Here is a 26,634-nt window from a genome sequence, read left to right as displayed (position 1 = left end):
CAAATTTCGCTTTAGTTCCCTAAAAGAGAGATTTTTCTATTCACTTTAGCTTTATGTCGTTTTTAGAGTCATTGAGAAAAAAAAGGGCAACCCAATGGGTTGCCTGACTGATCTACTTAGAGATCAAGGGGACCGCGCTAGAAGTCCCAGGGAGAATGATGAACATGAAGTAAATATTCAATGCTCAAGAGATTAGAGAGGCAATATCCGTTAAAGTTCAAAAAATAGACAGGTTAATTGTGTTTTTTTTCACTTTAATTTTAATTCATTGTTTTTCAACTATTAAAATTACAATAACTCTAAGATATTTTTCTCTATCGCCATTGGTTTCGTTGCCGGCGCAAAGCGTTTCTCCACTTTCCCCTGCTTGTTAATTAGAAACTTGGTGAAGTTCCACTTGATCCGTTCAGAACCTAGTAAGCCTTTTGCTTCTGTTTTTAAATATTGGTAGAGCGGCGTTGTTGCTGCGCCGTTTACCTCTATTTTTTCAAAAAGTGGAAAAGTAACCCCAAAGTTGAGTTCGCAAAATGAGCTGATGGTTGCACTATCGCCTTTTTCTTGAGCACCAAACTGGTTGCAAGGAAAGCCAAGTATGACTAAGCCTTGAGATTGGTATTTCTGATAGAGTGCTTCGAGTTCTTTGTATTGCGGAGTAAAGCCACACTCACTCGCTGTATTTACAATAAGAACCACTTTTCCTTGGTAGTCTTTTAAAGCGGTAGATTGACCTTGAATATTTGCAACTGAAAAATCGTAAATTGATGATGGCATAGTGCGCTCCTTTTTGAGAAGCATACTATTAAAAGGGTTTGTGGGCAATATTGTTGTGCGCAACTTATATTGGTATGGATTGCAGCAAATAAAAAGCTTCTTTGGGAAAATTAAATTAAAAAGGCACTCACAAATGAGTGAGTACCTTTTTGCTAAGTAACCTAAGTTACAGGGCTACAAAGCCTTGCTTTTTCTATGAGTCGCTCGGGACAAATGACTCAGGGAAATGACGGGTGGTAGTTTCATCAATAACGACCGTGACATCTTGCTCTGCAGAGTCGATAAAGAAAGGAAGCGTGTCATCTTGTGGCTCACGAACATTAGACAGCTCTGGGTCGTCATTTTGCGCTAGGCAGGTATAACCTAGGCTATATGTGTCAGCAACCACAAAACCAAATTCATAGCCATAACCTAAGTTAGTGCCTTCAGCGTCTTCAATAGGGTTAACTCTAGCAGAAGTAATAGGGGCAACCTGAGTGAGTACATTTGCACCGCTTCTAAAATCTGCCATGTCATCAAGTGCCGTATTGCTTGGATAGAGATAAACAGCTGAAGAAAATGCTGAACCACCGGCATTGGCTTCACAAGTTGCCATGGTTTCTGGACTTATTTGTCCTGCAATTGCGCCAACCTCAGCGTTATTAACCAATTGCACTGACGTTGGCTTTAACGTCCAATATTCCTTATTCCCGTGAGGAGCTTGAAGGCCTTTCGATAGGTTAAATTCAGCGACGAAAGCATTATTGCCAGCGGCTATCGTAAATGCTTTATTAAAAAATAAACGACCAGTATTATCTTCATCAGCGCCTTCGCCACCACAAGAACCATTGCTGTTTGTCACTAACCCTTCAATCACGCCACCTACATACTCTCCATTGTTATCTTTAGAGGCGCCAGAAAGTACATTAGAGCTATCGGTATCTGATATTTCGTTATTTTGCATATAGATACACATTTGGTATTCACCGACTGCAACAGATTGACCACTGACAAGTGTTTCGACATTTTGCCCTTGCACACTTAATAGGTCGACATGCTGTAGTCCGTCCTCTCCAACTGAAACGTCGAATGAGACTGAGCCTTCGCTGTTTTTTAATACCACTTGCTTAAAGGCGATATTAACAATGTTCGCATCTGCGGGATTATCTGACACCCCTAGGGTGAGTTTTCCGAACTCTTGCTCTGGGGGGGGAATCTGAATCAGAACCGCAGCCAGATAACATTAAACTGGTTGCTATCGCGATGCCCAAAGGTGTGAGTTTCATATTTTTAATCATTGCTCCAAATCATATCACTCAGGATATTCATTATAGTTGTTATAAGTACTTTTGCTTATGCCAAATAGGGGGGGGACAAAGCGGTAATCGTTGATGAATACGGGCTTTGTCGACCAATACCCTTGCGGGACTATAAGGGGGTTTTAGATAAATATCTGCTGAACCGTTATGGCAAATTTAACAAAATAAGATGTTGCAGATTGTTCTTAATCTAAATCAACACCTTAATTATTTGAGTGGAGAGATCATGTTTGAATTTTAATTGAGATCAGTGTGTCTTTAATGTTGAGTATGTTGTCTGTTGGCTGGTTTTACGTTGAGCTTTATTAAAATGCGAACTCGGTACGGTGGTTTAGATAAAAATTAAGATAAGTTTTGTGTATGCTCCTGACAAATTAAAATATGTGTCGGATTAACAATGAAAATAAAACTTTTAGTGGGTGCTGCAGTATTGAGTTTGGCTAGTGTTTCAGCTCAAGCAACCGATTTTACCTTGGGGCTTAATGATGACACCTTGCTTACTGATATACAGGTAGACTTGAATAAGGATGTCAATGCGTCTGTAGAGTATATCTACTCTGATAAAGGCGGTCAGATGCTATCAGGTGCTATGCATATAGCCCATGATGCTGGAGTGCACCATATTGAGATCGGTGCTAAGTTTTCTCAGCTTTGGTCTAAGAAAAGTCAAAATGGTAATGCGGTAGGCATAGGCGGACGCTACGCAGTGCACTTAGGTTCAAACGTTTCAGTGCACGGCTCTGGTTACTACTCGCCTTCAGTATTGTCGTTTGGTGATGTTGATGGTTCTTGGCAGGTCGACGGCAAGGTTCAATACCAGCTAAATCCTTCATTAGCACTTTTTGTTGGCTATAGAAATATCCGTTTTCAGTACGATGACGCAGCCAATACTACATTTGACTCAGGCTTCTATTTAGGTGGCAGAGCGACTTTCTAGCATAGTCTAAGATAGGCAGCCAATAGCCGAGTGATGGCTATTGGTTGTTATATTTACTTTTGAGTTTAATTCTGTTTTATCTTAATTATCCATAGCTAAAATCAACCTCTCACTCCTTATCCAACATCTTCAGTATTTAGTGGTTAGTTTCAACAACAAAATGCTTTTAACATTTTGATAAATGCCTGTTTCATGTAAACTTAAGTCAAATTATTGTCATATACATGACTTTTGTCACGCTAACTTCAATTTAGTGTGGCTTTTGAAAGCGGATTTATCTTCCATGCACATAAAAATAATAACATTCATTTTGCTTATGCTGTCCATTATGGGCGGTAATGAAAGTGCGCATGCTAGTGTCGTTTTCGATCAAAAATACCTCTTTGAAGCGGTCGAAGGGGATGCTAGTCCACAAGATTTTATGACGATAATGCCCTGGGTTAAGTCTCACCCGTTACAGAGTAAAGTCTCATTGGCCGGTGGTGATTACTGGATGGCAAGCGCCTTTGTTATTTTAGAAAACGAGGGGAAGTGGAGCGTTAATGTCAAAAATTCCATTATTGAGTCTGTGGACTATTGGATCATTGGTGAAGATGGTTCTAAGCAATATTTTCACAGCGGCTATTATGCTCCTTATGAATTTCTATTTGATTATGCGCGTAAGGTCGAGTTAAAAAAGGAGACTAACTATTGGCTGGTGACTCGAATTAGTAGCCGCTACTATTCATCACAACCTAAACTGCAACTTGAGCCTTATCAGCAGCATAGACTAAAGTCAGATTTAAGTGCGATGTTTATCGTACTCTGTTTAGGGGCGCTTGCTTCAATCGCTTTTTATAACTTACTTATTTATGCATCAATTAGAGATGAAGCATTTTTATATTACGGCTTTTATGTTTTAACTTATTTCACTGGTTGGGCGTTAACCTTCCATATCCCGGCGCATCTTTTTGAATTGCATGCTTTACAGTTACACCATCTGTTTTTTATTGGTTTGCCGATTTTTAACATTCTTTTTTATAAACATTTTTTGCAGTTGCCGGAACATTCGCCAAAATTATGGAAGTTGAGTAAATACTTAATGTGGGCTTGTATCATTGCCTTACCGACGAGTATTTATTTGATTTCTTATACTGCAATTATTGCTTCAATATTGATTATGTTATGGATTGCTTTAGCAATCATTTGTGGCAATGTTTGTTTGCTAAAAGGCTTTTATCCTGCGCGTTATTTTATTTTCGCATTCACCTGTTTATTGCTGCCTGCAGTCCTTATTTTGCCAGGGAATATGGGGATTACGCCTGACTTTTTTGATAACGCTGAGTTAGCGACTCTTGTCGGTGGCACGGCTGATGCGCTGCTATTATCGCTAGCGTTGGCTCATAAAATTCGTATGTTGTCTGATGAGAAAGAGCGTTATATCGAAACGTTAGATGTCGCTTGGAAAAATGCGAGAATCGATGAGCTTACAGGTACTGCAAACCGTTTTGCTTTTGATGAATTTATGCGTCAAGAGCAACCCATTGGTCCCTCAGCGAATGCAGAGTGTTATCTAGTGCTTATTACTATTGAAGGTCTGTCATTGGTGAATAAAAGGTTGGGGTTAGGGGAGGGGGATAAACTCATCTGTTTTGTCGCTAGCCAATTGGAGCAGCGTATCGAGAGCCGTAGTCAAGAACATATCTATAGAGTCGGGGTAAATGACTTCGTGTTGTTCATTGATAAGGAAAATATTGCAGAACTTGATCAAGCTACTGGTAGAATTGAATCGCATTTTAATGCTGAAGGCTTTAATGATGCGAGCTTACATGTTGGCCGTTGCCTGAATACTGAAGTGGTTCACAATCATGAATGGTTGCGCAATGCCGATCAGGACTTGTATGCCAACAAGAGTATCAAGCGGCGCCAGCTATATGCTAAGCGTTTGAGTAGTACACTCGATATGGATATCGATATGTAATGAGTTGTTTGAGGCTGAATAAATTCAGCCTCAAAATGCGGTTTTTAACGGCGCCGACTTTCACTAATGAAGTGCTCTTCAGAAAAAGCCTCTATTGGCGCACGTTTATTACTACTACGTTGCTCTTTTTTACGCTGTTTTAAGCGTTTGCTTTTACTGTCATCACTAAAGCTATCATTGAAGTCATTATGCCACTTCGCTTGCTGGTCAAACTCATATGTGTTTCTCATCGACTTAACCCTACTGTTTACTATCGTGTATGCACTAACAGCCTAGATAGTAAAAAGTGAATATGACACTGCAATGACAAAACCTAACGCTTTTGGATGGGAATATAAAAAGCCGTGCATTGCACGGCTTTGTTAGTGTTACTTATTGTTCTTTGGCTTAACTTACCCGGCGCATTTTAGCGACAAACATGCCGTCAGTATCAGCATCTTGCGGCCAAACGGTTAGCATTCTTACTGCTCGCCCGGTAAAGGGGTGACTCAGCTGTTGGATAGCAAACTGAGGGTGGCTGTTAAGGAACTGCTTAACGACCTGTTCGTTTTCGACCGGGGAGAGCGAACAGGTGGCATATACCAATTGACCATCATGTTTAACAGCCTTGGCGCTGCGGCTCAGAATATCTAGTTGCAATGCTTGTTTATCGTTAACCACTGAAACATCATCAAGCCAGCGCATATCCGGATTACGGCGCCAAGTCCCTGTGCAGCTGCAAGGCGCATCAACCAGCACGCCATCGAAGCTTTCCGCTGCTACAGGTAGAGATTCATCTTTCCAAGCTGAGGTGGTTATGCCATCAAAACCCGCGCGCTTAGCACGCTTTAAAAGCTCTTCTAACGGTTTTTTTCGAATATCAGAAGCCGTGATTGAGCCTAAGCCTTTAGGCTCTTGAGTAAGCATAAGTGAACGTAGTTGTAGCGATTTACCGCCAGCTCCACTACAAGTGTCCCACCAATTATCATCAGGCATTGGTGCACAGATCTGTCCAATCACTTGCGAGCCGAGATCTTGGATCTCGAGCTGTCCATTTAGGTAAGCTTTTATCCCATTAAGGTTAATGCTTTTATGCCCGAGATTGACTGCATCTGCAAAGTACTCGCTGGTTTCCGCGTCAATACTTTCGTTTTGCAGTTGTTCACTTAATTGTTGAGCTGAGCATTTTTGTGCGCGGCCCCAAATAGGGGGGCGTGAACTCATGGCTTCTATAAGTGCCAGTTCATCGCTCGCCTTAATATCAGTTATGTCCCAAAACCACAGTGGTAATAGATCGCGCGGGGTAAACTCTTTGCCAGCAAATGATTGCTGTACATATTGGCATTTATCCACCACCGTCGACATAGGCTTGCTGCTAATTGCAATCGTGTATTGGTTTGACTGATTAGCAAAATCTCGCCAAGCATCACTAAATTGACTCCAGCTGTGCTGTTCTAACTCAGCCACAATGCTAAGCACGGCAAACCAACTTTCATCTTGTTCGTTACTGGTATGTACTTTTTTAAGCCAACCCCACCAGCGAAAGAGCGCAAATAAGCTTTCTCTTATTACCCGTCGATCTTTAGAACCATGCTTTTTATTCGCTCGAAAGTATTCGCCAACAATCCGGTCAGCAGGCATTTCTTGCTCAAAAACACTATTAAATAGCTGATGGATTGTATTGCTATAGCTCAAAGCGCGTTTTTGAGCACTGGTTTGTGCTTGAAATGCTTTAGCTGAAGATGTGGATGATTCGACCATGTAGAGATGCCTGACGCAGAAGCCTAAAAGGCTCAAATAAAAAGTGGCGCAATTGTAGCAGAGTATTAAGTTAAACGCCTCAATCTAGCACTGCTAGCAGGTCTAGGGTCGTAACGCGATAAAGAGAGTAAGTGCTATCCTAGCTTGAGCTGTTCTTGCTGAGCCTAAACCTTAGCTTGTTGAGAAAAGAATGGCGATTCTCGATGCGAGCAACTAAGGCTGAGACTTCAGCTGAAAACGGTTTAATAATCTAAATCTAGCGCAAAGCATAAGTAACGCATTAATTGCTGACAATGATCAAATTCCCTTGAACAAAATTCAGTAAAATCTGCCCCACAGATCTGCTCCATTGAGATAGGTTTAATAGCAATAAAGTCCTTGCGCTTAAGCTCGTCTAACATTGGGTGGGTTTTGTCGTAGCCCTTTGGTGGTCTTATAAGTTGACTTCCCTCCATATTAAACCCAGCTTGGGTGAGTGCTTTCAAAGCTTTTTTATAACCATTAGGGTTTTCATCGATACAACTGCGTATTGCATTCAATGCTTTAGATTCTGGATGCCAAATCCCAGCGCCGAGAAAGCAACCGTCGTTGGCTATATGCAGATAAAGACCCGGCGCATGCACATCTTTGCCTTGAAAATGACGAAACTGAATACCTACATTAGTTTTATAAGGTGTTTTATCTTTACTAAAGCGGCTATCACGTTGGGGACGCATCATACTGCCGCCAACCTTTTTAGGTACTGCAGTCAATCTGGGTGAAAGCGCTAATACCGATGGTTGCATCGCTTCAATAAACTGTAATGCTGGCGTTCTTATTTGCTGCTCATAACGGGGCTGGTTCGCTTTAAACCATTCACGATCATTGTTAACTGACAGTTCATTTAGGAAATCAAAACTTGCAGGTGAAAACATTATTCAGTTCTCAAAGTGATTTAATTGCTGATTAACATACCAAAGTAGCGACCTGATGACATGCAATATTAGCGCGAAGTTTAGATAAGCCGCTATGGGACGTTAGCCGTTTAGCGCTATAATAACTAGCATTTAGTACCGTTCTATAGATCAGGTTGTTACCTTACCGATAGATGCTGTTTTTTGCTGTCCGATGTGGCTTGTTAAATAAAAGGAATGTCATGAAAGTTTGGGTTGATGCTGATGCTTGTCCGGGAGTTACCAAAGAAACGTTATTTCGCGCCGCTGATAGAGCCGAAATTGAAACAACATTAATCGCAAATCATAACGTTAGGATCCCGCCTTCACGGTTTATAAAGATGGTGACTGTATCATCAGGTTTTGACGTGGCTGATGACGAGATTGTTAAGCGACTGACAGCGGGCGATTTGGTGATTACTGCGGATATACCATTAGCGGCTGAAGTGATCGAAAAAGGTGGTTTAGCGTTAAATCCAAGAGGTGAGTTATACACCGAGCAAAATATCAAATCGATTTTAAATATGCGCGACTTTATGGATACTATGCGCGCGAGTGGCGTGCAGACCGGAGGTCCGGCTGCAATGAGTCAAAGCGAGCGCCAAGCCTTTGCTAATCAACTTGATCGTATTATCACTAAATTCAAGCAGCGAAAGTAGATCGCAATCACTCATCTCTTCCAATGAAATAGTTGGCATATGCTTATGCCAACTACACCATCGATATACCCACATAAGCAGGAGCTTGCAGTGCAGCGATAATAGCTGGAAACCATAGCAACGTAAGTTATGTTGGGTTAAATAACAAAAAATGACTATTATTGTAATGTTTATGTTGGTTTTTAACTGTATTTTTGATTTTTGTTAGTTAACATATGTCTTGGTTAACTCGGCGATTAGGTTAGCGCTAAAGGTTATCAATATGCGATGGTTAGTGTTGCTGGTTGGGGTTTATATATTTACTGCTAATGATGCAGTTTGCCAAAGCTGGCCCGATAGTGATGCTGATGGAGTTCCCGATAGAAAAGATGCTTGCCAGCTTTCTAAAGCGGGGCAGAGAGTCGATGCTAGTGGTTGCGCCCAACAAGTTACAGTGACTAACTTATGTCTGCGGACACTGAACGGTGACTTCTTTCCTGAAAGCTGTACGCAAATATCGTCTAACCAGGTTAAGTTTGATTTTGCTAGAGCAGATATTTTGTTTAGCCAAAGAGCTGCAATTGAGCGTATCTCTGAATGGCTAGCCACTGTTCCTGCGCGTTTAATGCTGGTGGGGCATACAGACTCCGTCGGTAGCGAAGCATTTAATCGACCATTGTCGTTACTGCGAGCGAGCAATGTTAAACAAGTTTTTATTGATGAGTTTAATTTTTCGCCATCCCGATTTGAAGTCAAAGGGGTTGGCAGTGTCGAACCTATTGCTGAAAATAATAGCATTAGTGGTCGTTCACAAAATCGAAGAGTAGAGTTTTTAGTTATTTTTTAGCAGTTATTAATTATAAATTAAAAGTTAAGGGAGTATATACATGGATAACTTGCAAGGTCTGATGGATCAAGCACCAGAGCTGATAGTCACCTATGGCATGAAAATACTATTCGCGATAATCATTTTTGTGATTGGTAAATTTTTAGCTGGTGTTGCAAAAAAACTCACCACAAAATTGCTTAAAAAACGCAAAGTTGATGAAACAGTAACATCGTTTGTTAGCAATATTGCTTGGTCGCTGGTATTGGTATTCACCATCGTTGCTACGCTAGGGCAGATTGGAGTGCAAACCGCATCTCTTGTCGCTGTCATTGGTGCCGCAGGTTTAGCGGTTGGTTTAGCGCTACAAGGTTCACTGTCTAATTTTGCAGCTGGGGTATTGATGGTGTTATTCCGTCCTTGCAGAGTCGGTGACTATGTTGAAGCCGCTGGTATTGCGGGCACTGTAAGCGAAATTACTATTTTTTCAACTAAGCTGCTTACTCCCGACAATAAAGCCATCATTGCACCAAACTCAGCAATGATGGATGGCACTATTGTTAATTACTCTGCAATGGAAACTCGCCGTTTAGATCTAGTGATTGGGGTGTCATATGACGCCAACCTTGCTGAAACCAAGAAGGTACTGACCACTATATTAGATAACAGCCAATATGTGCTTAAGGATCCTGCTTATACTGTGGCGGTTGCTGAACTTGCTGATTCATCGGTAAACTTTGTCGTTCGTCCATGGGTTAAAGGTAGTGACTACTGGCCAGCTCATTTTGAAATCCTTGAGCAGATCAAAGTGGCACTTGATGAAGCGGGAATTGGTATTCCATACCCACAGATGGATCTGTATGTGAAAGAGACACCTGCAAGTTAATTGCGTTTTGTATTAAAAAGGTCAGCAATTGCTGACCTTTTTTGTGGCGGAATGGCTAGGGCTGTCGATCTTTCATCGTTGTTTTTATGCCCGTTTATTGACTAATGAGAGCTGTCTGACTGATATTGATAGTCAAATTTTGGCATTGACCAATGGTAACGAATCGCTAGCATTCTAAAGCTAAAGCCAAACAGCACCGCAATCGTCAAGCTTAACCATTCAGTGATCCCATTGAGCTTCATTCCCACATAGAGTGCCGCTGTCAGTAATGCGACCAACGCATACAGCTCTTTCTTAAAGATAAGCGGTACTTGGTTACACAAGATATCTCGAATTACGCCGCCAAAAACACCCGTTACCACACCCATTACAATCGCAATTTCAGCGCTATAACCTAACATTAGCGTTTTTTGTGCACCAACGATTGAAAATACTGCCAGTCCAACAGCATCTATTGCTAGAAACAACCTTGATAGGTAACGCATCAAAGGTGCGAACATGACGGTTAATAGTGAGGCAGCCGCAACAGCGATTAGGTAATGAGCATTCTCAATCCATATAATTGGGTAGTTGCCTAGGAGCATATCGCGCAAAGTACCGCCGCCAATAGCCGTGACACAACCAATAATGACCACCCCAAAAAGATCCATCTGTTTTTTACCAGCGGCTAGGGCGCCAGTCATTGCTTCCGCTAAGATACCGATGAGCCACAAAGCACTAATTACTTTAACTTCTAACATAAGATGCACTAGCCAAATAAAAGGAAGCGAATTTTGCCCCTGTTTGGCTAGGAAAGATAGTGATTAAATTTATTTTTAGCATTATTAAAACTAATGCTTGGTTTTATGTTGGTCGTTGATGTTACCTGTCAGCATGGGTGGTGTGCTAAATTCCAGCCTTGGTTTTACTTGTTGATTGATATTAATGATGTTCGGTTATGGTGATTTGTTAGGTATTTTTGGTTTTTTTGAGCTCAAGACGATTAAGTTGTCAAAGTGTTAGGACTGTTTATTTGTTGAACTCGCTACTGATTTGATGCTGGTACTGACGTCATAGGCACAGTAGTATTGGCCATTAAGTATGAAAACAATATCGATAATGAGGTAACTAATGATAGATTTTCGCAGTGATACCGTCACTAAACCTACTGCAGCAATGCGTGCGGCTATTGGCGTTGCCGAGGTCGGAGATGATGTATATGGTGACGATCCAAGCGTCAATTACCTTGAAGATATGGCTGCAGAAATGTTTGGTTTTGATGGTGCATTATTTACTTCATCAGGCACTCAAGCCAATTTATTAGCCTTAATGGGTCATTGCGAACGTGGTGACGAATACCTGTGTGGCCAACAAGCGCACAACTATAAATTTGAAGGTGGTGGCGCAGCTGTATTAGGTAGCATTCAGCCGCAACCATTAACTAACCAAGCTGATGGCAGTATTTTGCTCACTGATATTGAAGCTGCTATTAAGCCTGATGACATCCATTTTGCTCGTACTCGGTTATTGAGTTTGGAAAATACCATTGGTGGCAAAGTTGTACCACAAAGCTATTTAGCTCAAGCACAGAGTTTGGCGTTTGAGAAGGGGCTAAAAATCCACCTTGATGGCGCTCGAGTGGCTAATGCTGCGGTTGCGCAAAACCTACCCATTACCGATATTACCCAATATTTCGACTCTGTTTCTATTTGTTTATCAAAAGGGTTATGTGCACCTGTTGGCTCAATATTGTTAGCCGATGAGCGCTTGATCAAAAAGGCCCGCCGCTGGCGAAAAGTGCTAGGTGGTGGTATGCGACAAGCAGGTATTCTTGCGGCTGCAGCACAGCTAGCGTTGACCGAACAAGTTGAACGATTAGCAGAAGATCATGATAACGCGAGCTACTTAGCGTCGCAGTTGTCTACTATTAGCTCATTTGATGTCGATATGTCATTAGTGCAGACCAATATGGTGTTTGCCACCGTGGTTGGCGAGATGGATATTAGTGCTGTCGCTAACGAGCTTAAGCAGCAAGGCATACTCATTAGTGCCGGACAAACGTTACGTTTAGTTACTCATGCCGATATATCTCGTGCAGATATCGATAGCTTTATTCGCGAACTTAAAGTGATTTTACAGCGCTAGTTGCTCCCTGTTTGTTGCACAATTAAAAAGCCCTTAACGTTAATCGTTAGGGGCTTTTATTCATCGCTTGTCTCGTCCTTGAATCTGTTTATCCATTAGTTTAGCGAGTTGCTTCAAGCCATCAATGCTTATGGCCAGTTTCCCCACCAGCAAGTTTGTTACCTTGGCTGTCGTAAAACCCGCTACTACCATGCTGGATAAAACCCTGGTGGATCATTTTAGCGATAAAAGGGTCAGACTCATTGTCACCGACATCAGCAAAATCAATATCTTGATAGCCTGAGATCAGCGCGCCAAATTCATTGTTTGAAAAAGAGGTTAACTCAAGCAGTTGATACTGCATGCTGCCGCTATCATCGCTAACCACAAATGACTGTGGTAGGCCTAGATTCTCTATCCAGCTGACTGTCAGTTTGTGACCTGATTGCTCTCCACTGTATTGCTGCGTGATACAGGTATCTGCCATGTCTTTTTTGCGCAGCGCTAGTTGCTGTAAGCCTTTAATCGTTGCAGGAGAGATAAGGTGGTTCAACTGCTCGAAATTGAAGTGCATGTTAAGTGAGAGCAGATCGCCTTTTCGGTAACTCACAGAGCGATGCTCAATAGGAAAATAGCGAACATATTCTCCGCGGCTATCCCACAACTCAAAGCTTTGTGGGTTGTGCTGATAGATAACCTGTTGCTTATTACGTATCAAGGTTACTTCACGGCTGTCGCCATGGCTGTTACTAACGCCATAGCGCGCACTGAGATGCGATGCATCTATTGTCTCTTCGATTAACGGGCAGTGCGTTGCATAAGCTGCTGAGCTGAAAAGCTGACTGATTAAACCACCAGTTAGTAACAGTGCTGTACGCGTCGATAATGGTTTAGAGAGTAATGGGTACTGCATGCTCACTCCTTAAAGGGGCTAGTTCTTGTGTTTTAGTCGAGCCTAGAATCTCTAGTACTCATGCTTAGATGTGAATAAGCCACTGACTACTGACTCAGCTCAGTGGCTTGCAACATCAACTCTGTTAACGCGCTTAGTTACGGCTGCATCGCTTCAGCTTTTTCGACTAAGCTTGCAGCGTGATTCATTACATGAAAGATGTGGTTTTGCTCAACCGTGCCTTGAACAAGGTGTGAGCCAGGACCGCTGGCGAATATGCCAACATCTTCACCTGCATGAGTTTCGCTGCCTAGTGGCACAAGTGCCTCTTGATGGAAGCCCGCATGTTGGGTGTCAACGTAGTTCAAATCGAAGCGACCAGGTGCTGCGGCATAACCGTATCGCTCATCGCCACCCGTTGCTAAGCTCGCATAACCTAAGCCGTTAGCGTAGCCAACGGTGGTGTATGGCAAACCATTAGAGTCTGTAGCATTAGTGATGGCAGGTTGACCATCTGAACCATTGCCTTTTACTAGGCCCAAGATAGGGTTGCCACGAGTAGGGTAGCCGGCAATGGTAAATACGTGACTGTGATCCGCGGTGACCATGAGTAAGGTATCTTCCTCTGAGGTTTTCTCCATCGCAATACGCACTGCTTCAGACAGCGCGATTGTGTCATGTAACGCACGGGCTGCATTACCCGCATGGTGGGCGTGGTCGATACGACCCGCTTCAATGATAAGTACAAACCCTTTGTCATTCTTTTGCAAAATATCAATTGATTTAGCGGTCATTTCAGCAAGTGATGGTTCGCCCGTAACGCCGTTAGTGGTGCGATCAAAGTCATATTCCATATGCGACGAGTTAAACAAACCTAATGCATGATCTGTGCTGCTTGGGTCAAGTGTTAGGAAGCTATCTCTGTCAGTTACATAAGCCGCATTGTTGTACTTTGCTAACCATTCATCTGTTAGGTTTCGGTTATCGAGGCGTTTACCTGATTTTCCTTCGGGATCTGTCATTGTGTTTGGAATAAACGCGCGGCGACCTCCACCCATGACCACATTAAGTCCGTTACCAAAGTCAAAATCGAGCAGTTGTGATGCGATATCTTTACAGCCATTTGTTACCGCCTCTGCAGGCAGATCTGCATCGCTTTCCCAGTTACGCTCAGGAGCGTGGGCATAAGTTGCTGCTGGGGTTGCATGAGTGATGCGCGCTGTAGAGACCACACCCGTTGATAACCCTGCCATCGCAGCGAGCTCTAGCGAGGTGACTAGGTTTTGCCCTGTAGTTGAAGCACAGTTACCGCGGTTGACACCTTCCGCTTGCGAAAGCACGCCAACATCAGTTTTTACTCCGGTAACCATTGCCGTCATGGTGCCCGCTGAATCGGGGGTTTGACCATCGACGTTATAGGTTTTAGCTAGGCCTAAGTAAGGCAAGGTTTCAAACGATAGTGAATTTTCTTCACCGGTTTGTCCCTTCAATTGTCCTTCTAAGATACGCGCTGCCGTGACGGTTGATACACCCATGCCATCACCGACAAATAAGATAATATTTTTAGCTGCACCAGCTTGATTATCAACGGTTAAGCCATCGGCTTTTGCAACTCTAGCTTGGCCGTCGATAAACCACTGATTAACCGCGGTCCAGTCTTGGCCGTTGCTACCATTTCCACCATTGCTGCCATCATTTCCGTTACTACCATCTGCGCCGTTATCACCATCGCTGCCACACGCTGCTAAACCAAGCATTGCTGCAATCGAAAGTACGAGTAATTTCTTGTTCATTTTTAACTCCAATTGTTGGGTACTATTGCTGACATAGTTAATGAGTCAGCGGATATTGATTAATGACCTATTAGGTATTAATACTTAGTACCGCCTAGCGTTTGTGCTTGGTTGATGATGTGGAAGATAACGTTCTGCTCAATGACGCCTTGAATAAGATCTGAGCCCGGACCGGTTGCGTGTAAGGTGATATCTTCGCCAGCATGGGTTTCACTGCTCATTGGAACCAGTGATTGCTGCATAAAATCCTTATCTTTGGTATCAACGGAGCTTAAGTCATCACGCACGCCAACCACTGCGCCAGGGCCATTGGTGTAACCTACAGTGGTGTAGGGTTTACCATCTTGAGCAATCGCCAAGTCGCCACCCACGTTGTGAACTAAACCAAGTATTGGATTACCGCGCTTAGGGTAGCCTGCGATAGTAAATACATGGCTATGGTCGGCGGTAACCATAATGAGTGTTTCTTGTGGATCGGTTGATTCAACAGCCGCTTTTACTGCATTAGAAAGCTCTACAGTGTCCATCATGGCACGATAAGCATTACCTGAATGGTGAGCATGATCGATGCGACCTGACTCAACAATAAGCAGGTAGCCATCTTCGTTCTTATTGAGCAGCTCAATCGATTTAGTTGTCATCTCTGTCAGAGATGGTTCACCAGCGGTGTCATCAGCTCTGTCGGCCTCATATTCCATATGCGAGGAATTGAATAAGCCTAACAAATGATCAGTGCTATCAACGTCAATGGCATCAAAACCAGCTTTATCCCAAACGTAAGCTGAGTTACTTAAGTTGTCGGTCCAAGCGGCGGTTAAATCGACACCATCTGTACGGCGACCGCTTTTGTTTTCGCCATCGGTGACATCGTTTGGAATGAAGTTACGACGACCGCCGCCCAGTGCCACACTTAAAGCTTCCGCTTCATCACGCATTACTAGTTGATAGGCGATGTCTTTACACTCGTTTGCGATAGCTTCTTCTGGGAGGTTAGAGTCTGCTTCCCAATTACGCTCAGGAGACGTTGCATAGGCTGCAGCTGGCGTTGCGTGGGTGATGCGAGCGGTACTAACTACTCCGGTTGAGAGGCCTTTTGCATTGGCCAAATCAACTAGAGTAATCAGCTCATTGCCTTTAGAAGATAGGCAGTTAGCACGTAGGCTGCTGTCCGATACAGACAACACACCAGCCTTAGATTTAACGCCTGTGACAATCGCTGTCATGGTGCCAGCTGAGTCGGGAGTTTGTTGGTTCGTGTTATAAGTCTTTACTAAGGCTGTTTTTGGAAATTGTTCGAAACTTAAAAAGTTTTCTTCGCCACCTTGGTTACCCGTTTGCTGCTGTCCTTCAAAAATCCGCGCAGCGGTTAAGGTTGAAACACCCATACCGTCACCGACAAATAAAATGACATTCTTGGCTTTCTTGGGCGTTGTTTGTTGGGTTTTATCGCTAACTAGTTTAGCGCTGTCTTTAAACCATTGGCTATCAGTTTGGTTGCTAGGCAGTACAGCCGCATTGGCTGCGATTGTTACCAGGCTGCAAGAAGCTATAACTGCTATCTTTTTGATATTAATCACTATCATCACCGTCAATTTGTATAATTTATAGGAGGTTTGTTTGTGGCGCAGTGATTGTCAGTGAAAAGTATGACGTTGTGGCGATACTTTTGTGTCAATTATGTTGCTTATTAAATGAAGTGTAGTCATGTACCTTTCATCTATTTTGGTGCATTGCTGCATCAGGAGTGTGCAAAATTGACAACTAAGTGGTTTGCAGCTTCCTCTTAACTATTGAAATTAAACGTTTAAATATTTGGCGTGCTATTTGCTACTACTTTGTAGGTATTTAACGTTACAGTTGCAGAGGTATCACGAAATGAAATTTTACAGTCGACGATTTATAAAACCAGAACACCTTAATCCTGCTAATTCCTTATTTGGTGGTCAGCTGTTGAGCTGGATTGATGAAGAGGCTGCTATTTTTGCTGGTTGCCAAATGCAAAGCCAAAGTCATGTGACTAAACTGATTTCTGAAGTGAACTTTATGATGCCTGCACGGCAGGGGGATGTGATCGAGTTCGGCTTATCTTTATTAAGTTACGGTTCCAGCTCAATCACTGTATCTTGCAAAGTGCGTAATAAACTCACCCATGCACCGATTGTCAGTATCGACAAAATGGTGTTTGTTCATGTCAATGAGCAAGGGTTGCCCGTGCCACATGGGATGCGGGCTAATGCGGCCTAAATTGACGAATACTTAAAGCGTATCGTCTTCACTAAGGTCATTTTTTACTGAGTTAACCGCATCGCGGGAGGCGTGGCCAATGGCGCGAGTGGCATCACGGCTAGCATGACCAATTTCGGTGGTGACTTCTTTGGTGGTTGCACCGATTTGATTACCAGCGTCTTTGAGTTCTGCGCAGGCGCTGAGCATGCTAATTGCAATAATCGTCATTGCAAGCGTTGTTCGTTTCATAGCTTAATACCAATCACAGTAAGTAAGAGTTCAGAGATAGCGCAGGAAAAACGCTTGAGAACTAGGCGGTAATTTTCGATAAGTAGTTATTCTACAAACAAAATGTCTAACAACGTTATCGAGTGTTTTAACAAGCTAGGTTGAGCAGTTATTTACTAAGATTGGTATAATACCATCTTGAAAAATAATTGCTGGCACTATGCCAGCAATTTTCAATTTGATCGAGTGTGACACTGCGGATTAGTGCAGCTTAAGGTGTGGGTGGATGATACGGCTTATGCCTTTAGCAAACATCAACAGGGTGCCTTTCACTGGGCCATGTAGCTCTATTAAATGTCTTCTATAAAGTGAGGTGTAAACGAAGCGAGCAATCTTGCCCTCTACCATCACGCCACCGCCAATAAATGACATTAAGTTACCCACTGTGTGGAATTTAGATAGGTTAACCAGAGCGCCTAAGTCTTTGTAAACGTAGTTGTTTAATGCCGTTTTGCCATTAAGTAACAATATTATGTTGTCTGCGGTCATCAATGCCATCTGTCTAGCTGATTGGCCTCTTGGTGGCACCCAGCTGCCATCTTCTTGTGGGCAGGCTGCGCAGTCACCAATGGCAAAAATAGCGGCATCGCGAGTAGTCTGCATGTTCTGCTGGACCATCACCTGATTGATGTGGTTACTCTCTAGCCCACCAATCTCTTTTAAAAAGTCAGGCGCCTTTACCCCGGTAGACCAGATCACCATGTCTGATGGGATAAACTCATCTTCAGAAGTATGTAGGCCTGCACTGGTTACTTGGTTAATCCGAGTGTCAGTCATCACTTTAACGCCTATCGCGGTTAACTCTTTAGCGACAGATTCTGATATCTCAGCTTTTTCTACTTTTGGCAGAATACGTTTGTCTGCCTCGATTAGCGTGATCTCAAGCAGAGTACTATCAATCTTGTAGCCAAAGCCTCGCAGTTGGTCGACGGCATGGTGCATCTCTGCTGACATTTCAACGCCTGTTGCGCCAGCGCCCACGACTGCAATCTTAATTTTTTCATCCAGCTGGTGATGACTTGCATAGCGCATGAACTTATTTAGCAAAATGGTACGGATCTCCATTGCTTGTTCTGTGCTGTCTAAAAAGACGCAGTTGTCACGCACACCATCAATATTAAAGTCATTGGCAATACTACCGATGGCAATAACAAGGTAATCGTAATCAATACGACGTGCAGGCAATAACTCTTCGCCATTGTCATCAGTAATGGGGGCAAGAATGACCTGTTTAGTCTCTCTATCGATATCTGTCATCGCGCCTTGTTGGAAATGGTAACCATGGGCAGCTGCATGACCGCGATAGCTTATCGCATCAATGCCGATATCAAGTGCGCCAGTTGCTACTTCGTGCAGTAAAGGCTTCCAAACGTGGCTTTCAGCACAATCTATTAGCGTAACTCTTGCTTTGCCTTTACGGCCGAGTTTATGCCCTAGTTTTGTGGCGATCTCCATCCCTCCAGCGCCACCACCGACGATGACAATATTTGCCATTTCATGCATAGGTTTACAATCCTTAAATAAATATAGTGATAATCGAAAAATAATTCTTTGAATGGCTGGCGGTTGTAACTTATTGTTTTAGTTATTTTAATTTTATCTTAAATTATCCTTAAAATAAAAAAGTAACAACACAGAATATAAGGCTATTGTAGCAGTGAGTTATGAAAGCAGCAATTTGCTCTTTATCTAGTCGAGTTGCAGCTGAAAGTAAAGTTATTGTTTTTAATTTATTGATTAGTAAGTGGTTTACTTTAGTGTTATTGGATTTTTTAGCTGGATTTTGATGATATTTCGGATCGGAAACTGTGAACTTGGGGCGGGATGAATGTCTAGAAGTGTGAACTGGATAGTAGTTTGTGTCGGAGGAGTTAGCGGCATGCCCTAAAGTAGAGCATGCCTGCTAATGACTAAAGTTTGCTTAAGCGTGACTTATAGTCATCGATGATATGTTCCATGATCTCTTGTACTGAGGTGTCTTTGGTTTTGTTGTCCATAAAGACTTTGAAGGTTACCAGTACATGAATGTCATCTCTTAGGCGGTCATTCTTCATCGAAAAGTAAGCTTGCTCTTGTTCCGCTTCTCTGACAACACAACCTTCATGTTCAAACAGTCGAGTACCTGAATGACCGTGCCACTTAGTAATTCTGTCTAGAGCGATTTCACATGAACGGTTAATTTCAATGTGGTTTAGCCAGCTTGTTGGGTGAGAAGGATCCTTAATATGAGGGCATCGGACTGTATAGTTATAAACGTGAGAAATTGCTGTCATAAATTACCTACCTGTTCGCTGTAACGGATGCCGCATCGGGCACTGTTTTTTATTATGGTCAACAACATTTCGTTGGCCTGTGCGTACTGTATGTGTCTAACGTTAACAATTAAGTTTTAACTTTGGTTATCTAAACTAATAACAGCTTCTTTGTCATGCTGTTAGATAAATAACGAAAAGAGCTAATTCATTTGTAACACTATTGGCTAGCGATTGAAACTAACAAGCTTGCTAACGTGTAAGCCTAGCTAAAACTTAGTTGCTCTGACTGTTTTTTACCATGACATTGACGCCAATAAACTTGCCCTAGCTCTCACTTTTGCCCCAGCAACTTCGACATAGGGCTACTTTGGCTAATAAAGCATCAGTTAATTTAACTCAGCGGATTGGTAACTGACTCAGGCCTTAGCAACTGTTAATAACAGAATCTTGTCGCCAACACTGTAAACATGATGAAACATACATGTAAAAAGGTTTATAAAACACTAAGTATGTGCTTATAATTTCAAGATAAAAATAATTACTTATTTAATCCCCTCAGGAGGCTTTAATGGCCTGTTCTACAGTTTTTAAATTCAAACTGCTCACCATGGTGTGTATTAGTATTATGGCTACTGGTTGCGGTGATGTTCCAGCCCCGCAAGCTCCCATGCTACCGAGTGTGATAGTGAGCACTGCTCATCAACAAGAGATCCAATCCAAAAGTGAAATTGTTGGACGGACACGAGCATCGGAAGATGTGATGATTAAATCACAAATTCAAGGGCAGTTGCTTAAACGTACTTTCGTTGAAGGCGATGATGTCAAGCAAGGGGATTTGCTGTTTGAAATAGACCCAGCAACATACGTAGCAGAGTTGGCTCAGGAAAAAGCAGTACTAAAGCAAGCGATAGCTTCTCGCGATGTGGCCGTGATGAACTGGGAACGTGGCCGCCGCTTATTACCTGATGGCATGATCAGTGCCCAAGATATGGATGAGCTGACTTCACGTAAATTGACAACCGCAGCAGGCGTTGTACAAGCTGAAGCAGCGGTCAGTGCTGCAGAATTACAACTTAGCTACACCAAAATCTATGCGCCAATCTCTGGGCGAATAAGTAACTCGAAAGTCAGTACTGGTGACATCATCAGTCCACAATCAGATATGGCCAATTTAGTGCAGTTACAACCTATGTGGGTTAACTTCCAAGTGCCTGAAAGGTCGTTAATTACTGCACAGCAAAACTTCTCTAAAGCGCTATCGCGAGATATTAAAATCCAAGATATCGTGATTAATTTACGTCTGCCAAATGCCACAATGCATAAGGAGACAGGTTATATCGACTTTATTAGTAACAAAGTTGACCCTTCAACCGGTACCTTGCCGCTTAGAGCAAGCTTCAAAAATGCTGATAACTTTATGCTACCGGGCATGTTTGTGACGCTAATTATTGAATCACCAGTAAAAGAGCAAGCGTTGTTGATCCCACAAGCATCGGTACAAGAAGACCAACAAGGTCGCTTTGTAATGGTACTGAATGAAAAAAATCAAGTTGAAAAACGTATTGTTGAGCTGGGTGAGCGTTTTGGCATTGAATGGCGAGTTCTGAGTGGTCTTGAAGGCGGCGATCGCATAGTGGTCGATGGCCTGCAAAAGATCCGACCTGGTATTGAAGTCAATGCTGTGGAGCAAGAGATTGTTCCTTTTCAAGAAGCCAATCAAACTAAGTAGGGGATTGCTATGATTAGTCAATTCTTCATCAATAGGCCTAAGTTTGCCTTTGTGATCTCTACTGTACTGACTTTGGTTGGGCTTATCTCTATCCCAATCTTGTCAGTGGCAGAGTTTCCTGAAATAGCACCACCACAGGTTAGTGTCTCGACCAGCTACTCTGGTGCGAGTGCCGATATTGTAAAAGACACCATTGGCCAGCCTTTAGAAGCAGAAGTGAACGGTGTTGAAGGCATGCTATATATGGAGTCAAAAAGTGCCAATGACGGCAGTTACTCACTCAACGTAACATTTGAGGTAGGCACTGACCCTGACATGGCACAGGTCAAAGTGCAGAACCGGGTGCAACAAGCAATGCCGCGGCTACCTGAAGAGGTAAAAAGGCAGGGCGTAAAAGTTGAAAAGCAAAGCCCGAACATATTGATGGTGGTCAACCTGGTTTCGCCTAATGAAACCTTCGACTCACTGTTTATTACCAACTATGCAGGACTCAACGTTAAAGATGCGTTAGCACGTCAAAATGGTGTGTCAAAAGTACAGATTATTGGTGCGTTAGATTACGCCATGCGGATCTGGCTTGATCCCGATAAGATGGCCAGCTTTTCGATTACGGCAACCGATGTCATCGGCGCGCTGCAAGAGCAAAACATTCAAGTGGCAGCAGGACGAATTGGTGCCGCACCGGTTGATCCCGAACAGCAGTTTCAATATACCTTGCAAACAAAAGGGCGTTTGAAGAACCCGAAAGAGTTTGCAAATGTTGTTGTACGAGCCAATGACGATGGCTCTAAAATCATTGTTGGCGACGTGGCACGGGTTGAGCTTGGCTCACAAACCTATGACGCTCAAGGTAAGCTCAATAACAAACCGTCTGCGATTATCTCTATCTATCAATCACCCGATGCCAATGCGTTAGACGTGGCTAAAGGTATTCGTGCGCAGATGGAAGCCTTGTCGGCAAACTTCCCTAAAGACTTAGAGTATGAAGTGCTCTACGACACTACAGAGTTTGTTGAAACCTCTATCAAAGAAGTGGTGCAGACGCTGTTTATCTCTGTCGCGTTGGTGATTTTTGTAGTGTTTATCTTCCTGCAAGATGTACGCTCAACATTAATCCCTGGTATCGCGATTCCGGTATCTTTGATTGGTACCTTTGCCTTCTTGCTACTGTCTGGCATGAGCATCAATACCGTCTCGCTATTCGCACTTATCTTAGCCATTGGTATTGTGGTTGACGATGCTATTGTGGTGGTCGAGAACGTCACACGTCTAATGCAAGATGAGGGCTTATCGCCTAAAGAAGCGACCTCTAAAGCGATGCAAGAGGTTACTGGCCCAATTATTGCGACCACATTGGTATTGCTTGCAGTATTTGCACCAACGGCTGTGATGCCAGGGATCACTGGGCAGATGTATGCGCAGTTCTCTGTGACCATCTGTATCTCGGTGCTGATTTCATCGGTTAACGCATTAACCTTAAGTCCGGCATTGTGCGCCTCGGTATTGCGCCCACCTAAAGAACATACCCAAGGTTTTCATGCCAAATTCAATAAGCACTTTAATGTCTTTACAGGCAAATACACCAAATTAGTCCATGTACTGACTCGTAAGTTAACGCTAGTGTTGGTGGTCTTTGTTGCTCTGTTAGCAGCAACAGGGGGCTTAGCTAAAATCTTGCCATCAGGTTTTGTGCCTATGGAAGATAAAAAAGCCTTTATGGTTGATATTCAACTTCCTGATGGCGCGTCATTAAACCGTACGGAAGATGTGATGCGTGATCTAGTTGAGCTAACGTTAGCTGAACCAGGCGTTGAAAATGTCATCCATGCCAGTGGCTTTAGTATCTTAACAGGCTCTGTTGCATCAAACGGAGGTTTGATGATTGTGACGCTGTCGACTTGGTCTGAGCGTGATACGCCAGATATGGCAGAACATGCGATTGTGGCAAAGCTGCAGGCCAAATACGCTGCCAATCCGTCAGTGAAAGCGATGGCATTCTCGTTGCCGCCTATTCCTGGTGTCGGTAGTGTGGGTGGCTTTGAATTTGTGTTGCAAGACACGCAGGGTCGTAGTCCACAGGAGTTAGCATCGGTGATGCGTGCGCTCATTATGAAAGCCAATGAGCAGCCAGAAATTGCCATGTCGTTTAGTAATTTCCGCGCCGATGTACCGCAGATGTTTGTTGATGTTGACCGTGACAAAGCTAAAGCATTGGGGATACCGCTAAACGAGATCTTCACTACCATGCAGACCATGCTTGGTTCGATGTATGTCAATGACTTCAACCGCTTTGGTAAGGTCTTCAGAGTCATCTTGCAAGCAGAAGCTGATTTCCGTAACTCCGATATGGATATTGCTCGTTTCTACGTAAGATCCTCGAGCGGTGAGATGGTACCACTGAGTACCTTGGTGACAGTGACACCGATCCTCGGTCCTGATGTGATGAACTCATACAACATGTTTAGTTCAACCACGATTAACGGTTTCCCTGCTCCAGGCTTTAGCTCTGGTGATGCTATTCGTGCCATGGAACGAGCGGCGGCAGAGACTTTACCGACAGGTTACAGCTATGAGTGGACAGGGCAAACTTACCAAGAGATTAAAGCGGGTAACTTAGCGCCATTAATCTTCGCTTTAGCATTGGTATTTACCTACCTATTCTTGGTGGCTCAATACGAGAGCTGGACCATTCCGTTTGCGGTGATGTTAGCTGTGCCGATTGCGATACTGGGAGCGTTCCTCAATATCTGGCTGGTGGGCGCAGAGCTTAATCTGTACGCGCAGATTGGTCTGGTGCTATTGATAGGACTCGCCTGTAAGAACGCTATCTTGATTGTAGAGTTTGCTAAGCAGCTCAGAGAAGAGGGCAAGAGCATTCTTGATGCAGGAGAAACGGCAGCAAGATTACGTTTCCGCGCAGTATTGATGACCGCTTTCTCATTCTTACTTGGGGTATTACCTTTGGTCGTCGCCACTGGCGCGGGGGCGGGTAGTCGCCGTGCATTGGGTTACTCGGTATTTGGCGGCATGTTAGCAGCAACAATCGTAGGAACACTGCTAGTACCGGTTTTCTACGTGATGATGCAAACACTGCGCGAAAAGTTTAAAGGCGAGGCTAAAGTAGAGAGCTAAGCGCTAGCGTAGCAAGTTAAATAAGATTAAGGCCTGCTTTTAGCAGGCCTTTTTATGCCGGCTTTTTAAGTAATACCAATTCCATTAAAGGTATACTCAGTTCAGAGCTTTTTCAGGGCTTACAATTCAAAGCGCATTGTGGAAGCAATGGTTATTCCATTTTGAGATAATACAACGTAGCAGTGAATGTCGTGAGGTGCTCACAAGGTGCGGCTGATACTTAAGGCATGGGGAAATCACTTACTACAGCGCATGTGGCACTCGATATACGACTAATTCTATTTAGGAGGTACGAGACCAAGGATGGTCGAAGGTAGAATAATGCAGGATCAATTATCGAGAGCGGAGCAGGATGCTAGAGCCGAGAATTACGAATAGCGATAATCGATAAGCCACGGACTTGCTAAAGTGATTTTAACTGCCGCTGAATGAGCAACTCTCGAATGGAGTTGGTATAGAGACGTCATCTAATTCTCAGATAACTCATAACACGCTCAAGTCCTTTTCAACTGCAAAACAACTTAAGCTAGCGCGAATCAATTAAGTAACAACAGCCTATATATAAACACGCTGATAACAGTTGTGAAGCAGCCTGTTAAATACTGTTTAACTTGTGATGGTTAATACAACACTTGAACGTAACCTTAACCTAGATACATTTTCATGCAATCTACAGCTGTATAGAATAACAGCGAAGCTCAACTAAATGAGCTCGTTATTATAATTACAATTGATGGGTCAAAACATGAAAATACTAAAAACTGCCGCAGCCTTAGCTGTTGGTGTTGCACTGCTTACAGGCTGTAATGATGACGACGTCAAGTATGTTGATCATACTGAAGTTAAAATTGCGGCTTATAACCTTTCTTTTGATCGTGCGACTTTTGCTGAATTAGTGGCAGAGATGGCTATTACCTCTGCAGAGCAAAAGACGCTGGTAGACGCTTACCTTGCAGATCCTGATGCGATGGAGCTTGTTGACAAAACCACAGCAGAGAAAATTATCCAAATTCGTAACGTAGCGGCGATCATTCAAAAGACTCGTCCAGATGTGTTAATGATGGGTGAATATAACAATGATGGCACAGGTGAGGATTTATCTGCACTCGAAGGCTTCCAAGCAAACTACCTATCAGTTGCTCAAAGCATTGAGGGAGCCGGTGGTGAAGCTGATCTAGAGCCTATTGAATACCCATTCGCCGAAAGCTATGGCACTAACACCGGTCTGCTAAGCGGATTCGACTTAAATAACGATGGCTACATCGCGACGGCTGAAGATGTTGGGACTAATGAGTACGCAGGCGATACTTGGGGTTTTGGTAAGTATCACGGTCAGTACGCTTTTGCTTTAATGTCTAAGTACGAAATTGATGCTAAAAATACCCGTACTTTCCAAGACTTCAAATGGAAAGATCTAGAGGGTGCTGAAAATCCATTACTCGACGGCGAAAATTGGTATACCGATGAAGAGTGGCAGCAAATGACTTTGTCATCTAAAAACCACGTCGACGCACCGATTTTAGTTCCGACTAAAGATGGCACTGAGACTATCCACATTCTTATGTCTCATCCAACACCTCCAGTGTTTGATACAGGCAAGAACAAACTTCAAAACGCTGCAGAAGTTGAGTTTTGGCATAACTATGTCACAAACTCACAAGACTTTTATGATGATGCTGGTAACACTGGTGCCCTAAAAGAAGGTGCTCATTTTGTTATCGTTGGTGACCAAAATCTAGATGCAGCTGTTGGCGCGGGTGATGGTTTTACTGAAGTTATGGCAGCGCTACATGCTGACCCTGTTGTCAACCAAAATGTGACTAACGGCGATTTGTACCCAACAAGTTTCGGCGCTGCAGAATATGCTGCTGACAGAAGCTCTGAGCATCCATACCCGAACCGCATTACTGCTGAGTTCCACACTGCGTTCGGCGGTATTAATGCTGACCACGCTATTCCATCAGCTTCGCTAAATATTGTCGACTCAGGTGTATACTGGCAAGCCAGTTACCAAGAAGGTCGTATGCTATTTAACGATGCTCGTATTGGACAATGGGGTACAGGTAAAGACGTATCTTCAGACCATCGTATGGTTTGGATTAAAGCTAAGTTTTAATCTGAACTAAGTTCGAGTTGAACTGATAAAAGCCTCGATTATTCGGGGCTTTTTTGTGGCTAAAGGATGAGGCTTCTTTATCCCGCGCTAGAGTGTTATACCAATTGCATTA

At 43.3% G+C, this 26,634-nt stretch carries 21 protein-coding genes and 1 pseudogene; 10 read left to right on the top strand and 12 right to left on the bottom strand.

What is annotated here, in order from left to right:
• Window positions 1–288: 288 nt before the first annotated feature.
• Window positions 289–771, bottom strand: a complete 483-nt coding sequence (locus AB4238_RS08665) for a glutathione peroxidase (RefSeq protein WP_372032927.1) — start codon at window positions 769–771, stop codon at window positions 289–291.
• Between the two features lie 193 nt (window positions 772–964).
• Window positions 965–2,036: pseudogene (locus AB4238_RS08660) on the bottom strand (DUF4382 domain-containing protein).
• Between the two features lie 430 nt (window positions 2,037–2,466).
• Here AB4238_RS08660 and AB4238_RS08655 point away from each other — a divergent pair.
• Window positions 2,467–3,006, top strand: a complete 540-nt coding sequence (locus AB4238_RS08655) for a YfaZ family outer membrane protein (protein ID WP_372032926.1) — start codon at window positions 2,467–2,469, stop codon at window positions 3,004–3,006.
• A gap of 283 nt (window positions 3,007–3,289) precedes the next feature.
• Window positions 3,290–4,966: a 7TM diverse intracellular signaling domain-containing protein gene (locus AB4238_RS08650; protein WP_372032924.1), complete on the top strand. Its 1,677-nt coding sequence runs from the start codon at window positions 3,290–3,292 to the stop codon at window positions 4,964–4,966.
• A 44-nt stretch (window positions 4,967–5,010) separates the two neighbouring features.
• On the opposite strand, the gene AB4238_RS08645 is transcribed toward AB4238_RS08650, so the two are convergent.
• From AB4238_RS08645 to AB4238_RS08635, 3 genes are all read right to left on the bottom strand, one after another.
• Window positions 5,011–5,196, bottom strand: coding sequence for a hypothetical protein (locus AB4238_RS08645; RefSeq protein ID WP_372032921.1), 186 nt, complete (start codon window positions 5,194–5,196; stop codon window positions 5,011–5,013).
• A 157-nt stretch (window positions 5,197–5,353) separates the two neighbouring features.
• Window positions 5,354–6,706 (bottom strand): RsmB/NOP family class I SAM-dependent RNA methyltransferase, encoded by a 1,353-nt coding sequence (locus tag AB4238_RS08640; RefSeq protein ID WP_372032919.1) that lies wholly within the window; start codon window positions 6,704–6,706, stop codon window positions 5,354–5,356.
• Between the two features lie 242 nt (window positions 6,707–6,948).
• Window positions 6,949–7,620 (bottom strand): DUF2461 domain-containing protein, encoded by a 672-nt coding sequence (locus AB4238_RS08635; protein ID WP_372032917.1) that lies wholly within the window; start codon window positions 7,618–7,620, stop codon window positions 6,949–6,951.
• Window positions 7,621–7,841: 221 nt separating this feature from the next.
• Between AB4238_RS08635 and AB4238_RS08630 the strand changes: the two genes are divergently transcribed.
• The 3 genes from AB4238_RS08630 (at window position 7,842) to AB4238_RS08620 (ending at window position 9,988) form a co-directional block, all read left to right on the top strand.
• The gene (locus AB4238_RS08630) at window positions 7,842–8,297 is read left to right on the top strand and encodes a YaiI/YqxD family protein (RefSeq protein WP_372032914.1); all 456 of its coding nucleotides are present in this window, start codon (window positions 7,842–7,844) and stop codon (window positions 8,295–8,297) included.
• A gap of 262 nt (window positions 8,298–8,559) precedes the next feature.
• Window positions 8,560–9,123: an OmpA family protein gene (locus AB4238_RS08625; RefSeq protein ID WP_372032912.1), complete on the top strand. Its 564-nt coding sequence runs from the start codon at window positions 8,560–8,562 to the stop codon at window positions 9,121–9,123.
• 40 nt (window positions 9,124–9,163) lie between these two features.
• Window positions 9,164–9,988 (top strand): mechanosensitive ion channel family protein, encoded by an 825-nt coding sequence (locus tag AB4238_RS08620; RefSeq protein WP_372032911.1) that lies wholly within the window; start codon window positions 9,164–9,166, stop codon window positions 9,986–9,988.
• Window positions 9,989–10,089: 101 nt separating this feature from the next.
• Here the strand turns inward: AB4238_RS08620 and AB4238_RS08615 are convergent, their stop codons facing one another.
• Window positions 10,090–10,728, bottom strand: a complete 639-nt coding sequence (locus AB4238_RS08615; RefSeq protein WP_372032910.1) for a trimeric intracellular cation channel family protein — start codon at window positions 10,726–10,728, stop codon at window positions 10,090–10,092.
• 370 nt (window positions 10,729–11,098) lie between these two features.
• Here AB4238_RS08615 and ltaE point away from each other — a divergent pair, with 370 nt between their 5' ends.
• Window positions 11,099–12,112 (top strand): low-specificity L-threonine aldolase, encoded by a 1,014-nt coding sequence (ltaE, locus tag AB4238_RS08610; RefSeq protein ID WP_372032908.1) that lies wholly within the window; start codon window positions 11,099–11,101, stop codon window positions 12,110–12,112.
• Between the two features lie 121 nt (window positions 12,113–12,233).
• Here ltaE and AB4238_RS08605 read toward each other — a convergent pair whose 3' ends face one another.
• From AB4238_RS08605 to AB4238_RS08595, 3 genes are all read right to left on the bottom strand, one after another.
• Window positions 12,234–13,004 carry a hypothetical protein gene (locus AB4238_RS08605; RefSeq protein WP_372032905.1) on the bottom strand — a complete coding sequence of 257 codons (771 nt, stop codon included), beginning with the start codon at window positions 13,002–13,004 and terminating at the stop codon, window positions 12,234–12,236.
• 137 nt (window positions 13,005–13,141) lie between these two features.
• Window positions 13,142–14,776 (bottom strand): alkaline phosphatase, encoded by a 1,635-nt coding sequence (locus tag AB4238_RS08600; RefSeq protein ID WP_372032902.1) that lies wholly within the window; start codon window positions 14,774–14,776, stop codon window positions 13,142–13,144.
• Window positions 14,777–14,853: 77 nt separating this feature from the next.
• Window positions 14,854–16,359, bottom strand: coding sequence for an alkaline phosphatase (locus AB4238_RS08595; protein ID WP_372032899.1), 1,506 nt, complete (start codon window positions 16,357–16,359; stop codon window positions 14,854–14,856).
• A 292-nt stretch (window positions 16,360–16,651) separates the two neighbouring features.
• Between AB4238_RS08595 and AB4238_RS08590 the strand changes: the two genes are divergently transcribed.
• The gene (locus AB4238_RS08590) at window positions 16,652–17,020 is read left to right on the top strand and encodes an acyl-CoA thioesterase (RefSeq protein ID WP_371989424.1); all 369 of its coding nucleotides are present in this window, start codon (window positions 16,652–16,654) and stop codon (window positions 17,018–17,020) included.
• 12 nt (window positions 17,021–17,032) lie between these two features.
• On the opposite strand, the gene AB4238_RS08585 is transcribed toward AB4238_RS08590, so the two are convergent.
• The 3 genes from AB4238_RS08585 to AB4238_RS08575 form a co-directional block, all read right to left on the bottom strand.
• Complete coding sequence (locus AB4238_RS08585) at window positions 17,033–17,251, bottom strand: hypothetical protein (RefSeq protein ID WP_372032896.1); 219 nt, start codon at window positions 17,249–17,251, stop codon at window positions 17,033–17,035.
• 240 nt (window positions 17,252–17,491) lie between these two features.
• On the bottom strand, window positions 17,492–18,793 hold the full coding sequence (locus tag AB4238_RS08580) for an NAD(P)/FAD-dependent oxidoreductase (RefSeq protein ID WP_372032893.1): 1,302 nt from the start codon (window positions 18,791–18,793) through the stop codon (window positions 17,492–17,494).
• A 407-nt stretch (window positions 18,794–19,200) separates the two neighbouring features.
• Window positions 19,201–19,563, bottom strand: a complete 363-nt coding sequence (locus tag AB4238_RS08575; RefSeq protein ID WP_371989428.1) for a cytoplasmic protein — start codon at window positions 19,561–19,563, stop codon at window positions 19,201–19,203.
• A 550-nt stretch (window positions 19,564–20,113) separates the two neighbouring features.
• On the opposite strand from AB4238_RS08575, the gene AB4238_RS08570 reads away from it, so the two are divergent.
• From AB4238_RS08570 to AB4238_RS08560, 3 genes are all read left to right on the top strand, one after another.
• Window positions 20,114–21,274: an efflux RND transporter periplasmic adaptor subunit gene (locus AB4238_RS08570; RefSeq protein ID WP_372032890.1), complete on the top strand. Its 1,161-nt coding sequence runs from the start codon at window positions 20,114–20,116 to the stop codon at window positions 21,272–21,274.
• 9 nt (window positions 21,275–21,283) lie between these two features.
• Window positions 21,284–24,406 (top strand): efflux RND transporter permease subunit, encoded by a 3,123-nt coding sequence (locus AB4238_RS08565; RefSeq protein WP_372032888.1) that lies wholly within the window; start codon window positions 21,284–21,286, stop codon window positions 24,404–24,406.
• 745 nt (window positions 24,407–25,151) lie between these two features.
• Complete coding sequence (locus AB4238_RS08560; protein WP_372032886.1) at window positions 25,152–26,522, top strand: endonuclease/exonuclease/phosphatase family protein; 1,371 nt, start codon at window positions 25,152–25,154, stop codon at window positions 26,520–26,522.
• Window positions 26,523–26,634 lie beyond the last annotated feature (112 nt).

The organism is Shewanella sp. 10N.286.45.A1, from assembly GCF_041470405.1.
GTDB lineage: Bacteria > Pseudomonadota > Gammaproteobacteria > Enterobacterales > Shewanellaceae > Shewanella.
This window is presented reverse-complemented; position numbering and strand designations above follow the sequence as displayed.

What these genes read in the sequence shown, in the direction of transcription:
- AB4238_RS08605 (WP_372032905.1), bottom strand. Translation starts at nt 13,004, where the DNA reads ATGCAGTACCCATTACTCTCTAAACCATTATCGACGCGTACAGCACTG.
- AB4238_RS08580 (WP_372032893.1), bottom strand. Translation starts at nt 18,793, where the DNA reads ATGCATGAAATGGCAAATATTGTCATCGTCGGTGGTGGCGCTGGAGGG.
- AB4238_RS08600 (WP_372032902.1), bottom strand. Translation starts at nt 14,776, where the DNA reads ATGAACAAGAAATTACTCGTACTTTCGATTGCAGCAATGCTTGGTTTA.
- AB4238_RS08575 (WP_371989428.1), bottom strand. Translation starts at nt 19,563, where the DNA reads ATGACAGCAATTTCTCACGTTTATAACTATACAGTCCGATGCCCTCAT.
- AB4238_RS08560 (WP_372032886.1), top strand. Translation starts at nt 25,152, where the DNA reads ATGAAAATACTAAAAACTGCCGCAGCCTTAGCTGTTGGTGTTGCACTG.
- AB4238_RS08585 (WP_372032896.1), bottom strand. Translation starts at nt 17,251, where the DNA reads ATGAAACGAACAACGCTTGCAATGACGATTATTGCAATTAGCATGCTC.
- AB4238_RS08665 (WP_372032927.1), bottom strand. Translation starts at nt 771, where the DNA reads ATGCCATCATCAATTTACGATTTTTCAGTTGCAAATATTCAAGGTCAA.
- AB4238_RS08565 (WP_372032888.1), top strand. Translation starts at nt 21,284, where the DNA reads ATGATTAGTCAATTCTTCATCAATAGGCCTAAGTTTGCCTTTGTGATC.
- AB4238_RS08615 (WP_372032910.1), bottom strand. Translation starts at nt 10,728, where the DNA reads ATGTTAGAAGTTAAAGTAATTAGTGCTTTGTGGCTCATCGGTATCTTA.
- AB4238_RS08625 (WP_372032912.1), top strand. Translation starts at nt 8,560, where the DNA reads ATGCGATGGTTAGTGTTGCTGGTTGGGGTTTATATATTTACTGCTAAT.
- AB4238_RS08635 (WP_372032917.1), bottom strand. Translation starts at nt 7,620, where the DNA reads ATGTTTTCACCTGCAAGTTTTGATTTCCTAAATGAACTGTCAGTTAAC.
- AB4238_RS08650 (WP_372032924.1), top strand. Translation starts at nt 3,290, where the DNA reads ATGCACATAAAAATAATAACATTCATTTTGCTTATGCTGTCCATTATG.
- AB4238_RS08570 (WP_372032890.1), top strand. Translation starts at nt 20,114, where the DNA reads ATGGCCTGTTCTACAGTTTTTAAATTCAAACTGCTCACCATGGTGTGT.
- AB4238_RS08645 (WP_372032921.1), bottom strand. Translation starts at nt 5,196, where the DNA reads ATGAGAAACACATATGAGTTTGACCAGCAAGCGAAGTGGCATAATGAC.
- AB4238_RS08640 (WP_372032919.1), bottom strand. Translation starts at nt 6,706, where the DNA reads ATGGTCGAATCATCCACATCTTCAGCTAAAGCATTTCAAGCACAAACC.
- AB4238_RS08620 (WP_372032911.1), top strand. Translation starts at nt 9,164, where the DNA reads ATGGATAACTTGCAAGGTCTGATGGATCAAGCACCAGAGCTGATAGTC.
- ltaE (WP_372032908.1), top strand. Translation starts at nt 11,099, where the DNA reads ATGATAGATTTTCGCAGTGATACCGTCACTAAACCTACTGCAGCAATG.
- AB4238_RS08655 (WP_372032926.1), top strand. Translation starts at nt 2,467, where the DNA reads ATGAAAATAAAACTTTTAGTGGGTGCTGCAGTATTGAGTTTGGCTAGT.
- AB4238_RS08595 (WP_372032899.1), bottom strand. Translation starts at nt 16,359, where the DNA reads ATGATAGTGATTAATATCAAAAAGATAGCAGTTATAGCTTCTTGCAGC.
- AB4238_RS08590 (WP_371989424.1), top strand. Translation starts at nt 16,652, where the DNA reads ATGAAATTTTACAGTCGACGATTTATAAAACCAGAACACCTTAATCCT.
- AB4238_RS08630 (WP_372032914.1), top strand. Translation starts at nt 7,842, where the DNA reads ATGAAAGTTTGGGTTGATGCTGATGCTTGTCCGGGAGTTACCAAAGAA.